Annotated in this window: 23 protein-coding genes; 17 read left to right on the top strand and 6 right to left on the bottom strand. The window is 44.0% G+C overall.

Annotation, left to right across the window (positions count from 1 at the left end; genetic code table 11):
- The first annotated feature begins 34 nt into the window (after nt 1–34).
- The 17 genes from sucD (at nt 35) to hisIE (ending at nt 14,305) form a co-directional block, all read left to right on the top strand.
- On the top strand, nt 35–907 hold the full coding sequence (gene sucD, locus D2V93_RS18295) for a succinate--CoA ligase subunit alpha (RefSeq protein WP_072881959.1): 873 nt from the start codon (nt 35–37) through the stop codon (nt 905–907).
- A gap of 196 nt (nt 908–1,103) precedes the next feature.
- Nucleotides 1,104–1,853 (top strand): 3-oxoacyl-[acyl-carrier-protein] reductase, encoded by a 750-nt coding sequence (gene fabG, locus D2V93_RS18290; RefSeq protein WP_072881957.1) that lies wholly within the window; start codon nt 1,104–1,106, stop codon nt 1,851–1,853.
- A 5-nt stretch (nt 1,854–1,858) separates the two neighbouring features.
- Nucleotides 1,859–3,889 (top strand): VWA domain-containing protein, encoded by a 2,031-nt coding sequence (locus D2V93_RS18285; protein WP_119620469.1) that lies wholly within the window; start codon nt 1,859–1,861, stop codon nt 3,887–3,889.
- A gap of 11 nt (nt 3,890–3,900) precedes the next feature.
- Nucleotides 3,901–4,716, top strand: coding sequence for a prohibitin family protein (locus tag D2V93_RS18280; RefSeq protein ID WP_072881954.1), 816 nt, complete (start codon nt 3,901–3,903; stop codon nt 4,714–4,716).
- Nucleotides 4,717–4,919: 203 nt separating this feature from the next.
- Nucleotides 4,920–5,777 (top strand): ATP phosphoribosyltransferase, encoded by an 858-nt coding sequence (gene hisG / locus D2V93_RS18275; protein ID WP_119620468.1) that lies wholly within the window; start codon nt 4,920–4,922, stop codon nt 5,775–5,777.
- Between the two features lie 6 nt (nt 5,778–5,783).
- Nucleotides 5,784–6,215 carry a GNAT family N-acetyltransferase gene (locus tag D2V93_RS18270; protein WP_119620526.1) on the top strand — a complete coding sequence of 144 codons (432 nt, stop codon included), beginning with the start codon at nt 5,784–5,786 and terminating at the stop codon, nt 6,213–6,215.
- 1 nt (nt 6,216) lies between these two features.
- Nucleotides 6,217–7,506 (top strand): histidinol dehydrogenase, encoded by a 1,290-nt coding sequence (hisD, locus tag D2V93_RS18265; RefSeq protein WP_119620466.1) that lies wholly within the window; start codon nt 6,217–6,219, stop codon nt 7,504–7,506.
- Nucleotides 7,507–7,540: 34 nt separating this feature from the next.
- The gene (hisC, locus tag D2V93_RS18260; RefSeq protein ID WP_119620465.1) at nt 7,541–8,587 is read left to right on the top strand and encodes a histidinol-phosphate transaminase; all 1,047 of its coding nucleotides are present in this window, start codon (nt 7,541–7,543) and stop codon (nt 8,585–8,587) included.
- A 2-nt stretch (nt 8,588–8,589) separates the two neighbouring features.
- Entirely contained in the window at nt 8,590–9,726 is a 1,137-nt protein-coding gene (hisB, locus tag D2V93_RS18255; RefSeq protein WP_119620463.1) for a bifunctional histidinol-phosphatase/imidazoleglycerol-phosphate dehydratase HisB, read from the top strand.
- A gap of 35 nt (nt 9,727–9,761) precedes the next feature.
- On the top strand, nt 9,762–10,115 hold the full coding sequence (locus tag D2V93_RS18250) for a four helix bundle protein (protein WP_119620462.1): 354 nt from the start codon (nt 9,762–9,764) through the stop codon (nt 10,113–10,115).
- A 48-nt stretch (nt 10,116–10,163) separates the two neighbouring features.
- Nucleotides 10,164–10,748, top strand: a complete 585-nt coding sequence (gene hisH, locus D2V93_RS18245) for an imidazole glycerol phosphate synthase subunit HisH (protein ID WP_119620460.1) — start codon at nt 10,164–10,166, stop codon at nt 10,746–10,748.
- A complete protein-coding gene (locus D2V93_RS18240; protein ID WP_119620459.1) occupies nt 10,749–11,165 on the top strand; it encodes a GNAT family N-acetyltransferase in 417 nt (138 codons plus the stop codon).
- A gap of 3 nt (nt 11,166–11,168) precedes the next feature.
- Nucleotides 11,169–11,900, top strand: coding sequence for a 1-(5-phosphoribosyl)-5-[(5-phosphoribosylamino)methylideneamino]imidazole-4-carboxamide isomerase (gene hisA / locus D2V93_RS18235; protein WP_119620458.1), 732 nt, complete (start codon nt 11,169–11,171; stop codon nt 11,898–11,900).
- Nucleotides 11,893–12,408 carry a DinB family protein gene (locus D2V93_RS18230; protein ID WP_119620456.1) on the top strand — a complete coding sequence of 172 codons (516 nt, stop codon included), beginning with the start codon at nt 11,893–11,895 and terminating at the stop codon, nt 12,406–12,408. The genes hisA and D2V93_RS18230 overlap by 8 nt, the downstream gene beginning before the upstream one ends.
- A 4-nt stretch (nt 12,409–12,412) precedes the next feature.
- Nucleotides 12,413–12,721: a GIY-YIG nuclease family protein gene (locus tag D2V93_RS18225; protein WP_417935375.1), complete on the top strand. Its 309-nt coding sequence runs from the start codon at nt 12,413–12,415 to the stop codon at nt 12,719–12,721.
- A 151-nt stretch (nt 12,722–12,872) separates the two neighbouring features.
- Entirely contained in the window at nt 12,873–13,628 is a 756-nt protein-coding gene (gene hisF, locus D2V93_RS18220; RefSeq protein WP_072881942.1) for an imidazole glycerol phosphate synthase subunit HisF, read from the top strand.
- Nucleotides 13,629–13,708: 80 nt separating this feature from the next.
- Nucleotides 13,709–14,305 (top strand): bifunctional phosphoribosyl-AMP cyclohydrolase/phosphoribosyl-ATP diphosphatase HisIE, encoded by a 597-nt coding sequence (hisIE, locus tag D2V93_RS18215; protein WP_119620454.1) that lies wholly within the window; start codon nt 13,709–13,711, stop codon nt 14,303–14,305.
- A 13-nt stretch (nt 14,306–14,318) separates the two neighbouring features.
- Here the strand turns inward: hisIE and D2V93_RS18210 are convergent, their stop codons facing one another.
- The 6 genes from D2V93_RS18210 to D2V93_RS18190 all read right to left on the bottom strand — a co-directional run bounded on the left by D2V93_RS18210 (nt 14,319) and on the right by D2V93_RS18190 (nt 18,121).
- Nucleotides 14,319–15,041 carry a head GIN domain-containing protein gene (locus D2V93_RS18210; protein ID WP_119620453.1) on the bottom strand — a complete coding sequence of 241 codons (723 nt, stop codon included), beginning with the start codon at nt 15,039–15,041 and terminating at the stop codon, nt 14,319–14,321.
- 45 nt (nt 15,042–15,086) lie between these two features.
- A complete protein-coding gene (locus D2V93_RS18730; protein WP_177190079.1) occupies nt 15,087–15,230 on the bottom strand; it encodes a hypothetical protein in 144 nt (47 codons plus the stop codon).
- Nucleotides 15,230–15,895, bottom strand: coding sequence for a hypothetical protein (locus tag D2V93_RS18205; RefSeq protein WP_090336597.1), 666 nt, complete (start codon nt 15,893–15,895; stop codon nt 15,230–15,232). The genes D2V93_RS18730 and D2V93_RS18205 overlap by 1 nt, the downstream gene beginning before the upstream one ends.
- 75 nt (nt 15,896–15,970) lie before the next feature.
- A complete protein-coding gene (locus D2V93_RS18200) occupies nt 15,971–17,056 on the bottom strand; it encodes a hypothetical protein (protein ID WP_182850022.1) in 1,086 nt (361 codons plus the stop codon).
- Nucleotides 17,040–17,579 carry a hypothetical protein gene (locus D2V93_RS18195; RefSeq protein ID WP_119620451.1) on the bottom strand — a complete coding sequence of 180 codons (540 nt, stop codon included), beginning with the start codon at nt 17,577–17,579 and terminating at the stop codon, nt 17,040–17,042. The genes D2V93_RS18200 and D2V93_RS18195 overlap by 17 nt, the downstream gene beginning before the upstream one ends.
- Complete coding sequence (locus D2V93_RS18190) at nt 17,579–18,121, bottom strand: RNA polymerase sigma factor (protein WP_245750703.1); 543 nt, start codon at nt 18,119–18,121, stop codon at nt 17,579–17,581. Before D2V93_RS18190 ends, D2V93_RS18195 begins: the two co-directional genes overlap by 1 nt.
- Between the last annotated feature and the right edge of the window lie 11 nt (nt 18,122–18,132).

Here is an 18,132-nt window from a genome sequence, read left to right as displayed (position 1 = left end):
ACCGTATTTTTGCACCTATTATTAAGTTAAACCTATGAGCGTCTTAGTAAACAAAGATTCCAAAATAATTGTACAAGGATTTACCGGTAGCGAAGGGACCTTCCATGCCGAGCAAATGATCGAATATGGGACCAATGTGGTCGGTGGGGTCACCCCAGGAAAAGGTGGCCAAGAACACTTGGGCAAACCCGTTTTCAATACAGTGGAGGATGCCGTTAAGGAAGTAGGTGCCGACACCACAATTATTTTTGTACCACCCGCATTTGCTGCGGACGCCATCATGGAAGCTGCCAGTGCAGGTATCAAAGTGATCATTACCATTACTGAAGGTATCCCTGTTGCCGACATGGTAAAGGCCAATGACTATATAAAAGGTATGGACTGTACACTCATCGGTCCCAACTGTCCAGGTGTCATTACCCCTGGAGAGGCCAAAGTGGGTATCATGCCCGGATTTGTCTTCAAAAAAGGGAAAGTGGGTATCGTATCCAAGTCAGGTACCCTTACCTACGAAGCTGCGGACCAAGTAGTGCGCCAAGGTTTGGGCATTACCACCGCCATTGGTATCGGTGGAGATCCCATCATCGGGACCACGACCAAAAAAGCTGTGGAGCTTTTGATCAACGATCCTGAGACCGAATGTGTGGTCATGATCGGGGAAATTGGAGGACAACTGGAAGCGGAGGCCGCTAGATGGTACAAGGAAAGTGGCAGTAAGAAACCCATTGTTGGATTTATTGCAGGGGAAACTGCACCAGCTGGACGTACCATGGGGCACGCAGGAGCCATTGTTGGTGGAAGCGACGACACTGCCCAAGCCAAGAAAAGAATCATGCGCGAATGTGGCATCCATGTAGTGGATTCCCCCGCGGAAATCGGAGCCAAAGTAAAAGAAGTGGTTGGATAACCAACCGTTAAATCCTATATAAATCCCGTTCAATGCGGGATTTTTTTTCGTCTAAACGTAAAACAACCATTATATTTGGCGGACAACGGTTCTAACACAATCGTTATGTGAAACTGGCCATGACCATTCTGGAAACAAACCAAAATGTTGATTGGCAAATAGCATCTGACCACTTAAAACAAATAAATAGCAAGAGATGAAACTTTTGGAAGGGAAAAATGTCATCATTACCGGAGCAAGCCGGGGAATCGGAAGAGGAATCGCCGAAGTTTTTGCAAAGCACGGGGCCAATGTGGCCTTCACCTACAGCTCCAGCGAGGCACCTGCCTTGGAATTGGAAAAAGAACTCACGGGCATGGGCGTAAAGGCGAAGGCATACAAGAGCAACGCTGCCAGTTATGCGGATTCCGAAGCCCTTGTGGCCCAGGTTCTGGAAGATTTTGATGGACGCATCGATGTATTGATCAACAATGCGGGCATCACCAAGGACAATTTGTTGATGCGCATGGGCGAAGAGGATTTTGATTCCGTGATCGAGATCAACCTGAAATCTGTTTTCAATATGACCAAGGCCGTTCAGCGAACCATGCTGAAACAACGCAAGGGATCCATCATCAACATGAGCAGTGTGGTGGGGGTGAAGGGCAATGCCGGACAGACCAACTACGCCGCTTCAAAAGCGGGTATGATCGGGTTCACCAAATCCGTGGCACTCGAACTCGGATCTCGGAACATCCGTTGCAATGCCATTGCGCCAGGTTTCATTGAGACCGAAATGACCGAGAAACTGGACGAGAAAACAGTCCAAGGCTGGAGGGATGCCATTCCGTTGAAAAGAGGTGGCTCCCCCGAAGATGTAGCAAATGCCTGTCTCTACTTGGCGTCCGATCTTTCCGACTATGTTACCGGACAGGTGCTGAACGTGGATGGTGGCATGCTAACCTAGAATGAATGGAGCTGCGTACGGTGTTCCTTATTGTTCTTGCTGCGATCATCGCGCTCGGCATTGTATTTTTTCAATACTATTATAGGAACCCCAAAAAAGGTCCGCTCAAGATCATATTGGCCGCATTGAGGTTCATTGCCTTGTTTTGCGGCCTTTTACTTTTGATCAACCCCAAGTTCGTCGACAATGATTATTATCTGGAGAAAGCGAACTTGATCCTTCTAGTAGACCATTCCACTTCCATGAACGAGGCCACTACCGAGAGAGGTCTTTCGGAAATGGTGGGAATGATCAAGGGAAATCCACAGCTCGAAGATCGTTTTTCCATTCAAGCGTTTGGTTTTGGCAATGCTGTAGACCAGACCGATTCCATTGTGTTCAACCAAAGGAACACTGATATTTCCAAGGCCCTTACCACGGCCAATGAGCTTTTTTTGAACGGAACCAATGCGGTCGTATTGATCACGGATGGCAACCAGACATTGGGAAGGGATTATGAACACCTCAATTTGGGTGGAAATCTATCCGTAAACCCCATTGTGGTCGGTGATACCACCCAGCATGAGGATATTTCCGTAGGGCTCATCAATACCAACACCTATGCATTTCTAAAAAACAAGTTTCCTGTAGAAACCACTATTCGCTACCAAGGTTCGGCTGCAGTTTCCAAAACAGTGACCGTTTCCATAAATGGAAACAGGGTCCATCAACAACGGGTGGAACTGGATGCCCTGAAGAACAGCCAAACCCTGAACACACTAGTTGAGGCCCAAAGCGTGGGGATAAAGACCATCAAGGTCGAAGTGGATGCCTTGGAAAATGAAAAGAACACGGCCAACAACGTAAAAGAAGCGGCCATTGAGGTAATCGATGAAAAAACCAATGTGGTGATTCTTTCGGATATGCCCCACCCGGACATCGGGGCGCTGAAAAAATCCATTGAGGCCAATGAGCAACGATCGGTCTCCATCACCAAACCCACTGGGACTGCCCAAGAGTTGGAAGAAGCAGATATTCTGATTTTGTACCAACCCAATAGGAATTTCAGACCCGTATATGCTTTTCTGGAAAATTCAAAAACCAATTATTTCACCATAACGGGCAGTAAAACAGATTGGAATTTTTTGAATGGGGCCCAGCAAAGTTTTTTGGTCGATAATAGCCAATCCGAGGAAATCTTGCCCATTTTGAACAATGCCTTCGGAATTTTTGGCCTTGGGGATTTCAACGTAGACGGCTTTCCACCATTGGTAGGCAACCTTGGGGATATTGAATTGAGAAAAAGCGGGGAGACCATCATGTACCAACAGATCCGAGGGGTAGACTTGGACAAGCCTCTGTTTTCCATCCTTACCGAAGGAAAGCAAAGGGAGGCTGTGTTGTTCGGTGAAAATATTTGGCGATGGCGTGCGCAGACCTATCGGAATGATCAGGACTTCCAAAAATTTGATGATTTTATGGGAACCCTAATGGTCTATTTGACCTCCAATGACCAACGGAGCAGGCTGGATGTGGACCATGCACTCGTGTTTGAAAATGCGAGCATGGCCAAGATCAGGGCCTCTTATTTTGATGAAGGTTATCAGTTTGACCCCAATGCCCGTATATCCATCCAGATTGAGGGAACGGACAGCGGTTTCTCCCGCGAATCGCCCATGTTGTTGAAAAATACCTATTACGAAGTGGACCTGAGCGATTTGGCATCGGGGGAATATCGATATACGGTCACAGTGGAAGGTGAAAACCACAAACGCTCAGGGGTTTTTCGAATTCTTGATTTTGATCCCGAAAAGCAACTTACCTCCGCAGATTATAAAAAATTGGGCCGTTTGGCAGAAAAAACCAATGGAAAATTGTACTATACGGATAATGTGGAGGAATTGATGGAGGACTTGACATCATCCCAACAGTTTTTGCCCGTCCAAAAGAACAGGGAGAATATAGTATCTTTGATAGATTTCCGTATTTTACTCGGATTGATGGTACTTGTCCTCGCAGCAGAGTGGTTCATCAGAAAATATAACGGATTAATGTAAACAACAAACTCATGGATAAATTACCAAAGATTGCATTACCTGCCATTGCAGGCATCATCGTTCTCATCATATTCATTTCAAAATCCGCAGTGACCATAGGTTCCGGTGAAGCCGGGGTTCTGTACAAGACATTTGGAGGAGGGGTGGTCACGGATGAGCCTCCACTTGACGAAGGTTTCCACATTGTGGCTCCATGGAACAAGGTATTTGTCTATGAAGTGAGGCAGCAGGAACAGCTTGAAAAAATGAATGTACTGTCCTCCAATGGATTGGACATCAAATTGGAAGCCTCTGTGTGGTTCCAACCCAAATACAGCGAGTTGGGGAAATTGCACCAAGAGAAAAGCGAACAGTACATAGAACGTGTGCTACTGCCAGCTATCCGCTCAGCTGCCCGAAGTGTAGTGGGACGATATACACCCGAACAACTCTATTCCAGCAAGCGGGACGCCATTCAACAGGAAATTTTTGAGGAGACCCAGAAAATTGTTGCGGGTCAATACATTCAACTTAATGAAGTATTGGTAAGGGACGTGACCCTACCGCCCACCATTAAGGATGCCATTGAGCGAAAGTTGAAGCAGGAACAGGAATCGCTGGAATACGAATTTCGATTGGTGACCGCACAAAAAGAAGCGGAAAAAGTTCGTATTGAAGCCCAAGGTAAGGCAGATGCCAACAGGATTTTGAGTGCCTCCTTGACAGATAAGATCCTTCAGGACAAGGGAATTGAAGCTACTTTAATGTTGGCACAATCCCCAAACACCAAAGTGGTCGTAGTGGGATCGGGCAATGACGGACTACCGCTAATTTTGGGAAATAACTAAATTCCTCTTTTTTGATAAAAAAATATGTTCTACATTTGACACATAATGAGTAACAATAACGTACATCATCACCATTTTTATACTTGCCCTCAAGCGAGATAGAAGTGTATTGTTGTATATAAAATATATTCTAACCCGTTTGAGAAATCAAGCGGGTTTTGTTTTTATGCCCATTTGGTTTTTTGAACATAATCGTTGAACTAATGACAAAAATTCGGATTGCTGTACAAAAAAGCGGTCGCTTGAACGAGGACTCCCTTCAGATCTTGAAGGATTGTGGTATTTCCATCGACAATGGAAAGGACCAACTAAAGGCCACTGCCAGAAACTTTCCGTTGGAAGTTTTCTATTTGCGGAACGGGGACATTCCACAATATTTAAGGGATGGGGTAGTGGACATTGCCATCATAGGAGAAAATGTATTGGTGGAAAAAGGAAAAGATATTGCCGTGGCAGAAAAGTTGAATTTTTCCAAATGCAGGGTTTCACTGGCTGTTCCAAAAGGGGTAAAGTATAATTCGGTGAAGGATTTTGAAGGCAAGAAAATTGCTACTTCTTATCCCAATACCGTCAACGAATACCTAAAATCCAAAGGGGTCACTGCCGATCTGCACCTGATCAATGGATCGGTGGAGATTGCACCCAACATAGGTTTGGCCTATGGAATCTGTGATATTGTTTCCAGTGGCAGCACCTTGTTCAAAAATAATTTGAAGGAAGTAGAGGTCATTTTGCAAAGTGAGGCCGTATTGGCTGTTTCCCCTACGATTTCCGAAGAACGAAGGGAAATCTTGAAGAAAATCCGGTTCAGGATCCAATCGGTACTCCAGGCTAGGCATAACAAATACATCCTGCTTAATGCCCCAAATGATAAGTTGGACCAGATCATTTCCATTTTACCAGGGATGCGTAGCCCCACGGTACTGCCCTTGGCCGAAGAAGGTTGGAGCTCCGTACACTCCGTGATTACCAGAGATACCTTTTGGGAAGTTATCGACGCCTTGAAACAAGCAGGTGCCGAGGGCATTTTGGTCTGTCCGATCGAAAAAATGGTAATGTAATCAGTGATGGAACCTCAATTCACTATAGACTGGATTCCAACGGAAAAGCTTTATACCATTCTTCCATTGGCTTTTCTGTTGAACGGCGAACGTATTCCCATGGAAGTACTGCAAAACCGCCTAACCGAAATGATTCCGATGGGATACAAATGCATCGGGGTGTATGACCAAGAGCAACTGATTGGCATTTGCGGGGTATGGGTATTGAACAAACTCTATGCAGGCAAACATGTTGAACCTGATAATGTAATCGTTTCTCCCCAATATCAAGGGAAGGGTATCGGTGAACTGATGTTAGCTTTTCTGAACGATTATGCCAAGGAAATTGGCTGTGAACGTGCCGAAGTGAACTGCTACGCCAAAAATGTAAGAGGCAAAAAATTCTGGGAAAATCAGGGGTACGAAGCCTTGGGCATACACTTGATCAAAATATATTGAAATGAACAAAATTTATCATCCAAATAAAGAAGATTGGTCCAAGATTCTTAAACGACCTACCCAAACGGTGGCTGATATTGAAAAAATCGTTGAGTCCATTTTTGAGGAGGTACAGGCAAATGGAGATGGGGCCATCAAAAAATATACAGACCAGTTTGACCATGTGCAATTGGACTCCCTTTTGGTGACCGATGATGAAATCCAAATAGCATCCAATTCGGTTTCAAACGATTTGAAAAAGGCCATTTCCTTGGCCAAATCCAATATTGAAAAATTCCATGCTGCCCAAAAAACGGTCAAAGTGGAAATGGAAACCATACCAGGGGTATTGTGTTGGCAAGAAAAAAGACCCATCCAAAAAGTGGGGCTTTACATTCCCGGAGGTACGGCACCGCTGTTTTCCACTATTTTGATGTTGGCCATACCTGCTAAGTTGGCGGGGTGTTCAGAGATTGTATTGTGTACGCCTCCTGATAAAAATGGGAACGTAAACCCGACCATTTTGTTCGCCGCTCAACTTTGTGGGGTAACCAAAATCTTTAAGGTAGGTGGCATTCAAGCCGTTGCGGCATTGACATTCGGAACAGAAACCATTCCCAATGTGTACAAAATATTCGGGCCAGGCAACCAATATGTTACCGTTGCCAAACAATTGGCCACTAAACACGGAGTCGCAATCGACATGCCGGCCGGACCGAGCGAGCTTCTCGTCGTCGCAGACGATTCTGCCAATGCAACTTTTGTAGCCTCCGATTTGTTGAGCCAAGCAGAGCATGGCACCGATAGCCAAGTAATTTTGGTTTCCACTTCCGAAAAATTGATTGATGCTGTTGAAAAGGAAATCGAATCTCAAATAAAACAACTGCCAAGAGCAGCTATTGCAGAAAAATCAATCCAAAACAGCAAGTTGATCTCGGTAAAAGACGATCAAACCGCCATCGATTTAATCAATGAATATGGCCCTGAACATTTTATTGTCTGTGTGGAAAATGAGGATTTTTACCTTCAAAAGATCCAAAACGCTGGATCAGTATTCGTAGGCAATTATACCCCTGAAAGTGCCGGTGACTATGCTTCAGGCACCAATCACACACTTCCGACCAATGGCTACGCCAAACAGTATAGTGGTGTAAACCTGGACAGTTTTATGAAGAGCATGACCTTTCAAAAAATATCCAAAGAGGGAATGGAAGCCATTGGCCCTTCCATAGAATTGATGGCAGAAGCGGAAGGATTACAGGCCCATAAAAATGCGGTGACCCTTCGCCTAAATACTATAAAATCAAACTAAATGTCAGGTCGAGCGCAGTCGAGACCTCAATGATATGACTAAAACCTTCAACATAAACAACATCGTTAGGGAATCCGTAAAGGCCCTAAAACCGTATTCTTCGGCCCGAGACGAATACGTTTCCGATGGGTCCACCATGATTTTTTTGGATGCCAATGAAAATCCCTTCGAGAATGGGGTCAATCGGTATCCCGATCCTTACCAAAGAAGCCTAAAGGCACTTTTAGCAAAGCAGAAGGGTGTTTCTGAAGAAAACATGCTTTTGGGTAATGGCAGCGACGAGGTATTAGATTTGGTTTATAGGGCTTTCTGTGAACCCAATCAGGACAATGTGATCACTTTGCCACCTACGTATGGCATGTATAAGGTACTGGCAGGGATCAATGCAGTGGAAAACAGGGAAGTTTTGTTGACCATTGATTTTGAACCCGATGTTCCCGCTATTCTGGACAAGGTGGACAAAAAAACCAAGCTCATTTTCATCTGCTCGCCCAATAATCCCACCGGAAATTCCTTTAAAAGGGAAAGTGTGGAGAAACTTTTGGAATCCTTTCATGGATTGGTAGTCATTGATGAGGCCTATATCGATTTTTCCGAACAAGAAAGTTGGTTGAAAGACTTGAAAAAATACCCCAACTTGATTGTAACCCAAACATTGTCCAAAGCCTACGGCTTGGCTGGAATTCGTTTGGGAGTATGTTACGCTTCGGAAGAGATTATTGCCATATTGAACAAAATCAAGCCACCTTATAACGTCAATCAGTTGACCCAACAAAAAGCATTGCAACGGATTCTGAATGAAGATGCCGTGCAACAGGAGGTGGTTCAAATTTTGGAAGAGCGTTCCAATTTGGAGCAAGCTCTACAAAACTTGGACTTTGTGGAGAAAATATACCCTTCCGATGCCAATTTTATATTGGCCAAAGTTGATAATGCCGATAAGCGTTATCAACAATTACTGGAAAAACAAGTCGTGGTACGGAACCGAAGCACCCAGCCTTTGTGCGAAAACACGCTGCGGTTTACGGTAGGTACACCAACCGAAAACAAAGCATTGATAGCCATTTTAAAGCAATTATAACTATGGGCAAAAAAGTATTATTCATTGATCGTGATGGAACCATTATCAAGGAAACCATTGATGAACAAATTGATTCCTTTGAAAAATTGATTTTCTATCCAAAGGCATTCACTTTTTTAGGGAAAATTGCAAAAGAACTGGATTATGAACTGGTGATGATCACCAACCAAGACGGATTGGGGACCGATATTTTTCCGGAAAACACTTTTTGGCCCGTACAGAATTTCATCGTCAATTCATTTGAAGCGGAAGGGGTCGTTTTTGATAATGTCTTTATCGACAAGACCTTTGCAAAGGACAATGCCCCGACCCGAAAACCTGGGACGGGAATGCTTACCGCCTATTTTTCGGAGGAGTATGACCTTGCCAATTCCTTTGTGATCGGGGATCGCTTGACCGATGTGGAATTGGCCAAAAACCTAGGGGCAAAAGGCATCTATATCAATGATGAAACCCATTTGGGAACAGGTGAGATTACGGTAAAACGAGAAGAGTTGAATCCCTATATTGCTCTGGAAAGCAACGATTGGGAAAAGATCTATGAATTTTTGAAGTTGGAGAATCGAGTTGCTGAAATCCATAGAAAAACCAACGAAACGGATATTCAGATCAAATTGAATCTGGATGGAACCGGAAAAAGTGATATCCAAACCGGATTGGCCTTTTTTGATCACATGTTGGACCAATTGGCGCGCCACGGACAAATGGACCTAACCATTAAAGTTGATGGTGATCTTGAGGTGGACGAACACCATACCATTGAGGATACCGCTATTGCTTTGGGCGAAGTGTTTGCCAAAGCCTTGGGCAAGAAATTGGGTATCGAACGCTACGGGTTTTGTTTGCCTATGGATGATTGCCTGGCCCAAGTCGCCATAGATTTTGGAGGAAGGAATTGGCTGGTTTGGGATGCGGAGTTCAAAAGGGAAAAGATTGGTGAAATGCCTACGGAAATGTTTTATCATTTTTTCAAATCTTTTACGGATGGGGCCAAGGCCAATCTGAACATCAAAGCAGAAGGGACGAATGAACACCATAAGATAGAGGCCATATTCAAAGCTTTTGCCAAATCCATCAAAATGGCAGTAAAACGGGATGTGGAGAAAATGGTATTGCCATCAACAAAAGGAATGCTGTAAAAATATGAAGTACGAAATTAAAAGTACGAAAGCCATTGAAGAAGGACTTAAAAGATAGAACTAAAAATTTTGCCATTGATGTTTGGAAATTATGTTCAAATTTTCCAAAGTCCAGGGAATTTAATGCCTACGTGAATCAATTGATCAGGTGTTCCAGTTCCGTTGGTGCAAATTATAGGGCTTCCCAACGGGCAAAATCAAGGGCGGATTTCATCAACAAGCTCAAAATAGTTGAGGAAGAAATAGATGAAAGCATGTACTTCTTGGAACTATTGGCTGAAGTAAGTGAAAATCAAATTGCTGAAATCAAATCACTTCATTCAGAGGCAAGTGAAATTTTGGCCATCATAGTTTCTTCCATAAAAACAGCAAGAACCAATGGTAAGTAATAGTATAGGTAAACAACTTCGTACTTCGTACATCAAACTTTGTTCTTTATGAAGATAGTGATCATTGATTATGGCGCTGGAAACATCCAAAGCATCATCTTTGCCATTAAACGGTTGGGATATGATGCTCTACTGTCCCATGATGCCAAGGAAATCCAAGAAGCGGACAAGGTGATTTTTCCAGGAGTGGGAGAGGCCAGTTCGGCCATGGCCAAATTGAGGTCAAGTGGATTGGATACCATCATCCCAACATTAAAACAACCCGTTTTGGGCATTTGTCTGGGCATGCAGCTCATGTGCCGTTCCTCCGAGGAAGGAAACACAGAGGGGCTTGGCATTTTTGATCTTGATGTGAAGAAATTTTCCAACCAAGTGAAAGTGCCACAAATCGGTTGGAACCAAATAACAGATTTAAAAACGGATTTGTTCAAAGGAATTCCCGATAAGTCCTATATCTATTTGGTGCACAGTTTTTATGCCCCATTGGGCCAGGAAACCATTGCCAGTTCTGAATATGGATTGGAATACAGTGCGGCCCTTCAAAAAGAAAACTTCTACGGGGTACAGTTTCATCCTGAAAAGAGCAGCGATATAGGCAGCACTATTTTGAATAATTTTCTAACGGTTATTTAGATGGAATTTTACATTTCTGAAGACAAACAAAAATTGGACATCGAAAAAGTCCATAAAGAAATCAAGGGCACCTACTGGGGTGGGTACAGAAGCCCGGAAGAAACCAAGCGAACCATTGACAACAGCATTTGCTTTGGACTTTTCAACTCCGATGACGAGCAGATAGGTTTTGCCAGATTATTGACCGATTCCGTGGTATTCGCCTACCTGATGGATGTGGTAATCTTTGACCCCTACAAAGGTCGGGGATTGGGCAAAATGCTGATCAAGCACATCATGGACAGACCGGATGTGCAAACTGTAAAAACGGTGGCCCTTAAAACCAAGGATGCCCACACGTTATATGAGGCGTTTGGTTTTGAAAGAGTAGGAAATTCGGAAATGTGGTTGGCCATCGACCGCGCCAAATATGATTAACGTATGAGATTGATTCCAGCCATAGACATTATCGAGGGGAAATGTGTCCGTCTTTCCAAAGGGGATTACGGCACTAAAAAAGTCTATAATGAAAATCCGTTGGAAGTTGCCAAACAGTTTGAAGCGCATGGCATCAAACACCTTCATTTGGTAGATTTGGATGGGGCTAAATCCAAGCACATTGTCAACCACAGAGTTTTGGAAACCATTGCTTCCCAAACTAGCCTTAAAATTGATTTTGGCGGAGGTCTAAAATCGAACGAAGACTTAAAAATTGCCTTTGAGAGTGGTGCTTCCCAAATCACTGGGGGCAGTATTGCGGTGAAGGAAAAAGAAACTTTCTTGGGTTGGCTGGAGACCTATGGTTCCGATAAAATTATTTTGGGAGCCGATGCCAACAGTGAAAAAGTGGCAGTTTCAGGTTGGCAGGAAGAATCCGAGCAGGATCTAGTACCTTTTATACAATCTTATCAAAAAGAAGGCATTCAATATGTCATTTGTACCGATATCAGCAAAGATGGGATGTTGCAAGGACCTTCTTTCGATCTATACCGAAAAATTCTGGCCCAAACCGCAACGGGATTGAAATTAGTAGCCAGTGGAGGCATTTCTACCTACGATGAACTTCCCAAGCTTGCCGAAATCGGCTGTGAGGGCACCATTATTGGTAAGGCCATTTATGAAAACAGAATCAGCTTGAAACAATTGGAACAATACATTCTTGGACATGGATAAAGAACAACAACTTCGGGAAGAATTGGTTTGGAATGCGGGGTACCGTATGAACGAAAGCCTTCGCATGATCAAAATCTGTCTCGATAAATTGCCCGAGGACAAAATTTGGAAAAAACCGAACGAGTCCAGCAACAGCATTGGAAATTTGATACTGCATTTATGTGGCAATATTACCCAATACGGGATAGCTTCCATCAAAAATGAAGAGGACAACCGCAAGCGGGATGAAGAATTTTCCACCGCCTCCGGATATACTAAAGAGGAATTGTTCAAAAAACTCAGTGAGACCGTGGAAGAGGCGAAAAGGACTTTTTATGAGGCTCCATTACAGGAATTGCTCCGGAAACGTTCCGTACAGGGATTTAATTTTTCCGGGGTGGGAAACATCATCCATGTGACGGAACACCTGTCCTACCACACGGGGCAGATTGCCCTTTGGACCAAACTGTTGGAAAACACCGATTTGGGCTTTTATGATGGGGTGGATTTGAATGTGAAGAACCAATAACGTCATGCCGAGCTTGTTTCGGCATCGCATAGGAATGGAACAAAGTTTTGTTTACATCATGACCAATACGTACAGAACAACATTTTATATTGGGGTGACTTCAAATTTAGCCAATAGGGTAGTGGAACACCAAGAAGGAAGTGGTTCAAAGTTTACTAAAAAGTACAATCTGACAGATTTGGTGTATTTTGAAGTTTTCTCGGATATCGATCAAGCAATTGCAAGGGAAAAACAATTGAAGAACTGGCATCGCGATTGGAAAATTAATTTGATTAAAGAACAAAATCCAACATTACGAACATTGGATTACTAAAGTGAGACCCTGAAACAAGTTCAGGGTGACGATTGACATTCAAAGATAGTTTTCGAAGAAAACGTCATGCCGAACTTGTTTCGGCATCTCATTACATATAAAGTCAACGTAGGAAAACCATTGTGATAACTCTGGATTATAGAAAAGAAAAATGCTTACAAAACGTATTATTCCTTGTTTAGACATCAAAGACGGACGCACCGTGAAAGGTGTCAATTTTGTGGACCTTCGTGATGCCGGAGATCCTGTGGAACTAGCTGCCATTTATGCCCAAGAAGGGGCGGACGAACTCGTCTTTTTGGATATTTCGGCCACAGAGGAAAAACGTAAGACTTTGGCAGAACTGGTCTATCATGTGGCGGAAACCATCAACATTCCGTTCACGGTAGGTGGCGGCATCTCTTCCGTGGAAGATGTGGACATTTTATTGAAGAATGGCGCCGATAAGGTCTCCATCAACTCATCAGCGGTAAAAAGACCTGAACTCATCAACGAATTGGTGGCTAAATTTGGTTCGCAATGCATTGTGGTCGCCATCGATGCCAAACAGATTGACGGCACTTGGAAAGTACATTTGGTGGGCGGTAAAGTTCCAACCGAAATCAATCTATTCGATTGGGCCAAAGAAGTGGAGGAGCGGGGAGCTGGAGAGATTTTGTTCACCTCCATGGACCACGATGGCACCAAAAATGGGTTTGCCAATGAGGCATTGGCGCAATTGTCCGATTTGGTGAATATTCCCATCATTGCATCAGGGGGTGCCGGGACCATTTCCCATTTTACCGATACCTTTGTGGAAGGAAAAGCGGATGCTGCCTTGGCCGCTAGTGTGTTCCATTTCAAGGAGATTGAAATACAAGATCTAAAGAACGAATTGAAAAAGGAAGGGATTCCTGTTAGAATATAATTGATTGTCATATCAAACTGTCATCCTGAGCGCAGTCGAAGGAGTTGTCAAGATATGATAGATTCAAAAACAACCATAGTATGAAAATTGACTTTACCAAAAATCCAGAAGGTCTTGTACCTGCCATCATTCAAGATGCGAAGACCAAGAATGTGCTCATGCTGGGCTATATGAACCAAGAAGCATTCGATACTACCCAGAAAACGGGAAAAGTGACCTTTTTCAGTCGTTCCAAACAACGGCTTTGGACCAAGGGTGAAGAGAGTGGAAATTTCCTGAATCTGGTCGATATAAAAGTGGATTGTGATAACGACACCCTTTTGGTTACTGTGGATCCCGTTGGACCCACCTGCCATAAAGGCACCGATACCTGTTGGGCCGAGGAGAATGCCCAAGGGTACGGCTTTTTATCAACCTTGGAAAATATTATTGAATCCCGAAAAAATGACCCCGACAATCCAGATAGCTACGTGGCATCATTGTTCCGAAAAGGCATCAACAAAATAGCCCAAAAAGTAGGGGAGGAAGCCGTGGAAACCGTGATTGAGGCCAAGGACACCAACGACGACCTTTTCCTGAACGAAAGTGCAGATCTATTGTTCCACTATCTGATCTTGCTGAAGGCCAAAAACTTCAAACTCGACGACGTGGTCAATATCTTGGAGAAGAGACACTGACCAGGCCAGCGATTCAATCTTTTTTGGTGATATGGGAAGACCCGGACAGCTCACTTTTCAGTATGGTGGCATCTCCCTTGTAGTTCAGTGTACTGGCACCGGAGGCCTTCACCCTAATGGTTTCTTCCACGGAGAGAAATGCGGTACTGGCACCCGAAAGGTCAATGTCCAAATTGGAAATGTCCAGACCAAAATCCAGTAAATCGCTGCTTCCGGAAAGCTCAGCATCCAAAAATGAAATGCTTCCGGTCACATCGATGGACGAAGCCCCATCAAGGTCCACCTCCAATCGGTCAGCAACCACCTCCCCTTTGAAATCAGAGGCGCCGGAAACCCCAATTTTACCGTCCTGCACATCCCATACATTTTCCAAGGTCAATCTGGACGCCCCGCCAAGACGAAACGCGGAAAGATTTGTGGTGGTAATATACGCGTTCATAACGGCCTTGCCTTTTATTGAAGTATGGCTTTTCAACCGGATGACCAATTCGTCCCCGTCTTTTTCGACCACAATTTTTTCATGTAGATTGTCATTGGCCGCAATACGGATTTCTTCCTCAACCTCGGAAAAATGGACATAAACTTGGAATGCATCGGAAATCCTCAACCTAGTATATCCCTCTATGTCATGGTACACAGAGGTCACCTCGCCATGGGCATGGATAGTGTCATAGTCACAGGAAGAAAAAAAGGTCAATAGCCCAATGAGCAGTAAAGCACTGATTCGTGTTTTCATTTTGTTCGATTTTTGATTGATGTAATAAAATGTATGAAAGAAATACTAACGATTGATAAATGGGATAGAGACCCATTGAAATGGAATGGCCGACCAGTCCTTCTTTTCATTCTGGGTAAATACCTGTTCGTTCTTTGAATAGACCCGTAATGTATTGATCGGATGGTGGAAGCGATTGAAATTTCCCATCAGTCCAGTTGTTTTCGATATCGGTTACGCCCCATGTTGAAAACTCCTAATTTCACCCCGATTCCTCCTGAAAAACCATTGATCCGCTCTATGGGGCTTTGTGCGAGGCCAATTTTACTGGACATTCTGTAGCGCACCCCTGCTTCCAATTGGACATATCGGGACACATTGAACAGAACATTCATACCTGGTTCCAATACGAATATGATATCGATATCATCATCGTCAAGGTCCACATTTTCATCCCTTCGCACGGCGTCATGGTCCACATAGCCCATGCCACCACCACCGATCAATAGCGGAAATGATAGACTCACCCTTGACTTTCCAAAAAGAATGGGTTCCAAATGCAATCCGCCATATACGGCAACTATATCATCATTGTTGATAGTTCGTGGATTGAAAATGTTCTGTTCGGAATAGAGAATATTGGCCATGAAACCGACCTCAAACTGTCGGTTGGCCACATAGGCCACTTTCAACCCTCCGATGTAGGTGTTCTCTCCCTCAATTTCACCAAAATAGGTGGAGAGGCCCAGATAGACCCCGTGCACCACATTTTTGCGGTCGTTGAAAGTGATATACTCGCCATCATCGTCTTGGGCAAAGGCCAGTAAGCCCAAGAACAGAAAAAATAAGGACAATGTCGTTTTTTGATTGATCATGTGCATGCGATTTTTTGATTGATTTTTTTTCTAAAGACAATGTAATTGCAAAAAGGTTGCACCAATGAGTATTTTTTAATCGTTCAGTGTTACAATTCCTTTTTGTCCATGTATACTAATACTTCCTTTTTTCTCCGATCCATAGGTAGCTTCAATCTTTCGAAGCCTACGTCCCTTGTCCAACATTTCCGAATTGACGTTCTCAAAGGACTTGGGCAAGCGAACCATCCCTTCCTCCAAAGTAGCTGTGAAACGATGGGAAAAATTAGCGACCGACAGCGTGATATCCGCAGATTCTTGCTCTATCGATATTTCTGCTGATGGGTTGGTGATGCCATATACCTGAAAATCCACAATCTTCATCTTCATATCCACTTCTTTTGCCAATCGGTCCAATTTGAAGGTGGTGAATTCCATGCTCCCGTACAAAGTGCCCGCCTCGTTCACCGAAATATTGTCCTTGTTGGAATAGATTTCCAATGAACCCACTGAGTGGATGTTGATATCCGTCCCATCACTGCGCAGGCGCAGACTCTTGGAATTTTCCATGTCCAGTTCGCCGTTCTTTAGATCTAAATCGGCATAGTTCAGGTCTTTTGCCCTAAGTTTTCCGTACTTCAAGACAATGTTTGCCTTGTTCAAATTTTCCCCGATCCATAGATCGCCATGCTCTATCAGAGCAGTTAAGGGGCCGTTACAATTTTCCAGGACCACATCCCCAAAACGGTTGGTGATCTTTAACCCTGCCTTTGCGGGGAGATGCACCTCATAATCGATCTGCACATGGCTGCGGTCAAAATCGATAGGATTGTTCCGATTGAAAAAGTCGGCAAACCAGCCTGTATTTTTATTGGATATTTCGGAAACAATGGAAACGTGGCCGTTGCTTGATTTCATCTCGGGGTTGATGCGCCGCAACAGGTCTTCGGCATTTTCCTTCTTGCGATGGTTGACCGTGATCAAAACCGTCACGGTGACCTTGTTCTGGTCCCATCCCTTCAAGGTCACATTCCCGTATTTGTTCTCCAAATGAAACTCTCCGGACCCTGTCAACGGAAAACTCTTCTCAATGGTCTTATATACCTTTTCCTGTGCTTTTCCCTCATACGCCAAAAACAGCATCAGTACCATCCACAGCACTTTTTTACAATGTATACCCATAATCATCATCCACTTTTTTAGAATCGTTCAATTGCCGCAATAAATTCTCAATGAGCTCGATGCGTTTTTTGTAATTGCCCACAATGGCTTCCAGCACCTGCTCGTTGTCTAGGTTCTTTTGCATCTCTTTTTTGAGGACATCGTATTCTGCATCCAACTCGTCCATAAATGACAGGAATTCTGTCTTGTCTTCATCGGTTAGTCTGGGATTGTTCTTCACCAACTGGACTTGATAGGAGACCAGGTCTTTGTAATACATGTCTATTTCCATCAATTCTTCGGAAGCATATTGGTTGTGGTCCGCTCCTTGTCCCAATCCCATCAGCCAGATAAATGAAGTGAGGCCCACCAAGAGCAAAACGGAAGCGGCAATGCGGAACACGGGTCTTCTCCAAAGCGAAATCACTTTGGGTTCTTCCTGCTTCAGGTCAGCTGCGATCTTGGCCCACATTTTGGCCCTGTCCGCTTTGTGCTCGTCAAATTGACCTGCATTGTGCCTGATATGTCTTTCAAAATTGTCCATTACAGTTCATTGATGATTTCCAATAATTTTTTCTTGGCCCTGTGGTATTGGGATTTGGAAGTACTGGTAGAAATACCCAAGATCTCCCCGATCTCCACGTGGTCATATCCTTCAATCAAATACAGATTGATGATCTCCCGGTAACCATCCGGGAGTTGGGCAATGCCCTTTTTCACTTTCAAAATATCCGTTGCCTCGGCCTCTACAGGTTCTTCCTCATCTGCCAAATGAAACTCGTGGGCTTCCATGGGTACTACAGAGATACGCTTTGCTTTCAGATGGTTGATGCTTTTATTGATGACAATCCGCTTGAGCCAAGCGCCAAAACTACTTTCATACTTAAAGTGGTCCAGGTTCTTAAAGGCTTCTACAAAACTATCCTGCACTATATCCTCAGCATCTTCAGTATTTCCCAAAAACCGAAGGCCCACATTGTACATGGCATCCACATAGCGGGAATACAGCTCATATTGCGAGCTGGCATTTCCTGCTTTGCACTGTTCCACTATGGATCTATGCGTAAAACGGATGTCTGTTTCCAATGGCTTAGGTT

Source organism: Flagellimonas taeanensis, from assembly GCF_003584105.1.
Classification (GTDB): domain Bacteria; phylum Bacteroidota; class Bacteroidia; order Flavobacteriales; family Flavobacteriaceae; genus Flagellimonas; species Flagellimonas taeanensis.
This window is presented reverse-complemented; position numbering and strand designations above follow the sequence as displayed.

Coding starts and splice junctions, on each gene's coding strand:
- hisIE (WP_119620454.1), top strand. CDS start 13,709: ATGAAAATTGACTTTACCAAAAATCCAGAAGGTCTTGTACCTGCCATC.
- D2V93_RS18225 (WP_417935375.1), top strand. CDS start 12,413: ATGCCGAGCTTGTTTCGGCATCGCATAGGAATGGAACAAAGTTTTGTT.
- hisC (WP_119620465.1), top strand. CDS start 7,541: ATGACTAAAACCTTCAACATAAACAACATCGTTAGGGAATCCGTAAAG.
- D2V93_RS18200 (WP_182850022.1), bottom strand. CDS start 17,056: ATGGGTATACATTGTAAAAAAGTGCTGTGGATGGTACTGATGCTGTTT.
- D2V93_RS18285 (WP_119620469.1), top strand. CDS start 1,859: ATGGAGCTGCGTACGGTGTTCCTTATTGTTCTTGCTGCGATCATCGCG.
- D2V93_RS18230 (WP_119620456.1), top strand. CDS start 11,893: ATGGATAAAGAACAACAACTTCGGGAAGAATTGGTTTGGAATGCGGGG.
- hisA (WP_119620458.1), top strand. CDS start 11,169: ATGAGATTGATTCCAGCCATAGACATTATCGAGGGGAAATGTGTCCGT.
- hisB (WP_119620463.1), top strand. CDS start 8,590: ATGGGCAAAAAAGTATTATTCATTGATCGTGATGGAACCATTATCAAG.
- D2V93_RS18730 (WP_177190079.1), bottom strand. CDS start 15,230: ATGGGAAATTTCAATCGCTTCCACCATCCGATCAATACATTACGGGTC.
- D2V93_RS18195 (WP_119620451.1), bottom strand. CDS start 17,579: ATGGACAATTTTGAAAGACATATCAGGCACAATGCAGGTCAATTTGAC.
- sucD (WP_072881959.1), top strand. CDS start 35: ATGAGCGTCTTAGTAAACAAAGATTCCAAAATAATTGTACAAGGATTT.
- hisF (WP_072881942.1), top strand. CDS start 12,873: ATGCTTACAAAACGTATTATTCCTTGTTTAGACATCAAAGACGGACGC.
- D2V93_RS18210 (WP_119620453.1), bottom strand. CDS start 15,041: ATGAAAACACGAATCAGTGCTTTACTGCTCATTGGGCTATTGACCTTT.
- D2V93_RS18240 (WP_119620459.1), top strand. CDS start 10,749: ATGGAATTTTACATTTCTGAAGACAAACAAAAATTGGACATCGAAAAA.
- D2V93_RS18270 (WP_119620526.1), top strand. CDS start 5,784: ATGGAACCTCAATTCACTATAGACTGGATTCCAACGGAAAAGCTTTAT.
- D2V93_RS18280 (WP_072881954.1), top strand. CDS start 3,901: ATGGATAAATTACCAAAGATTGCATTACCTGCCATTGCAGGCATCATC.
- fabG (WP_072881957.1), top strand. CDS start 1,104: ATGAAACTTTTGGAAGGGAAAAATGTCATCATTACCGGAGCAAGCCGG.
- hisH (WP_119620460.1), top strand. CDS start 10,164: ATGAAGATAGTGATCATTGATTATGGCGCTGGAAACATCCAAAGCATC.
- D2V93_RS18205 (WP_090336597.1), bottom strand. CDS start 15,895: ATGATCAATCAAAAAACGACATTGTCCTTATTTTTTCTGTTCTTGGGC.
- hisG (WP_119620468.1), top strand. CDS start 4,920: ATGACAAAAATTCGGATTGCTGTACAAAAAAGCGGTCGCTTGAACGAG.
- hisD (WP_119620466.1), top strand. CDS start 6,217: ATGAACAAAATTTATCATCCAAATAAAGAAGATTGGTCCAAGATTCTT.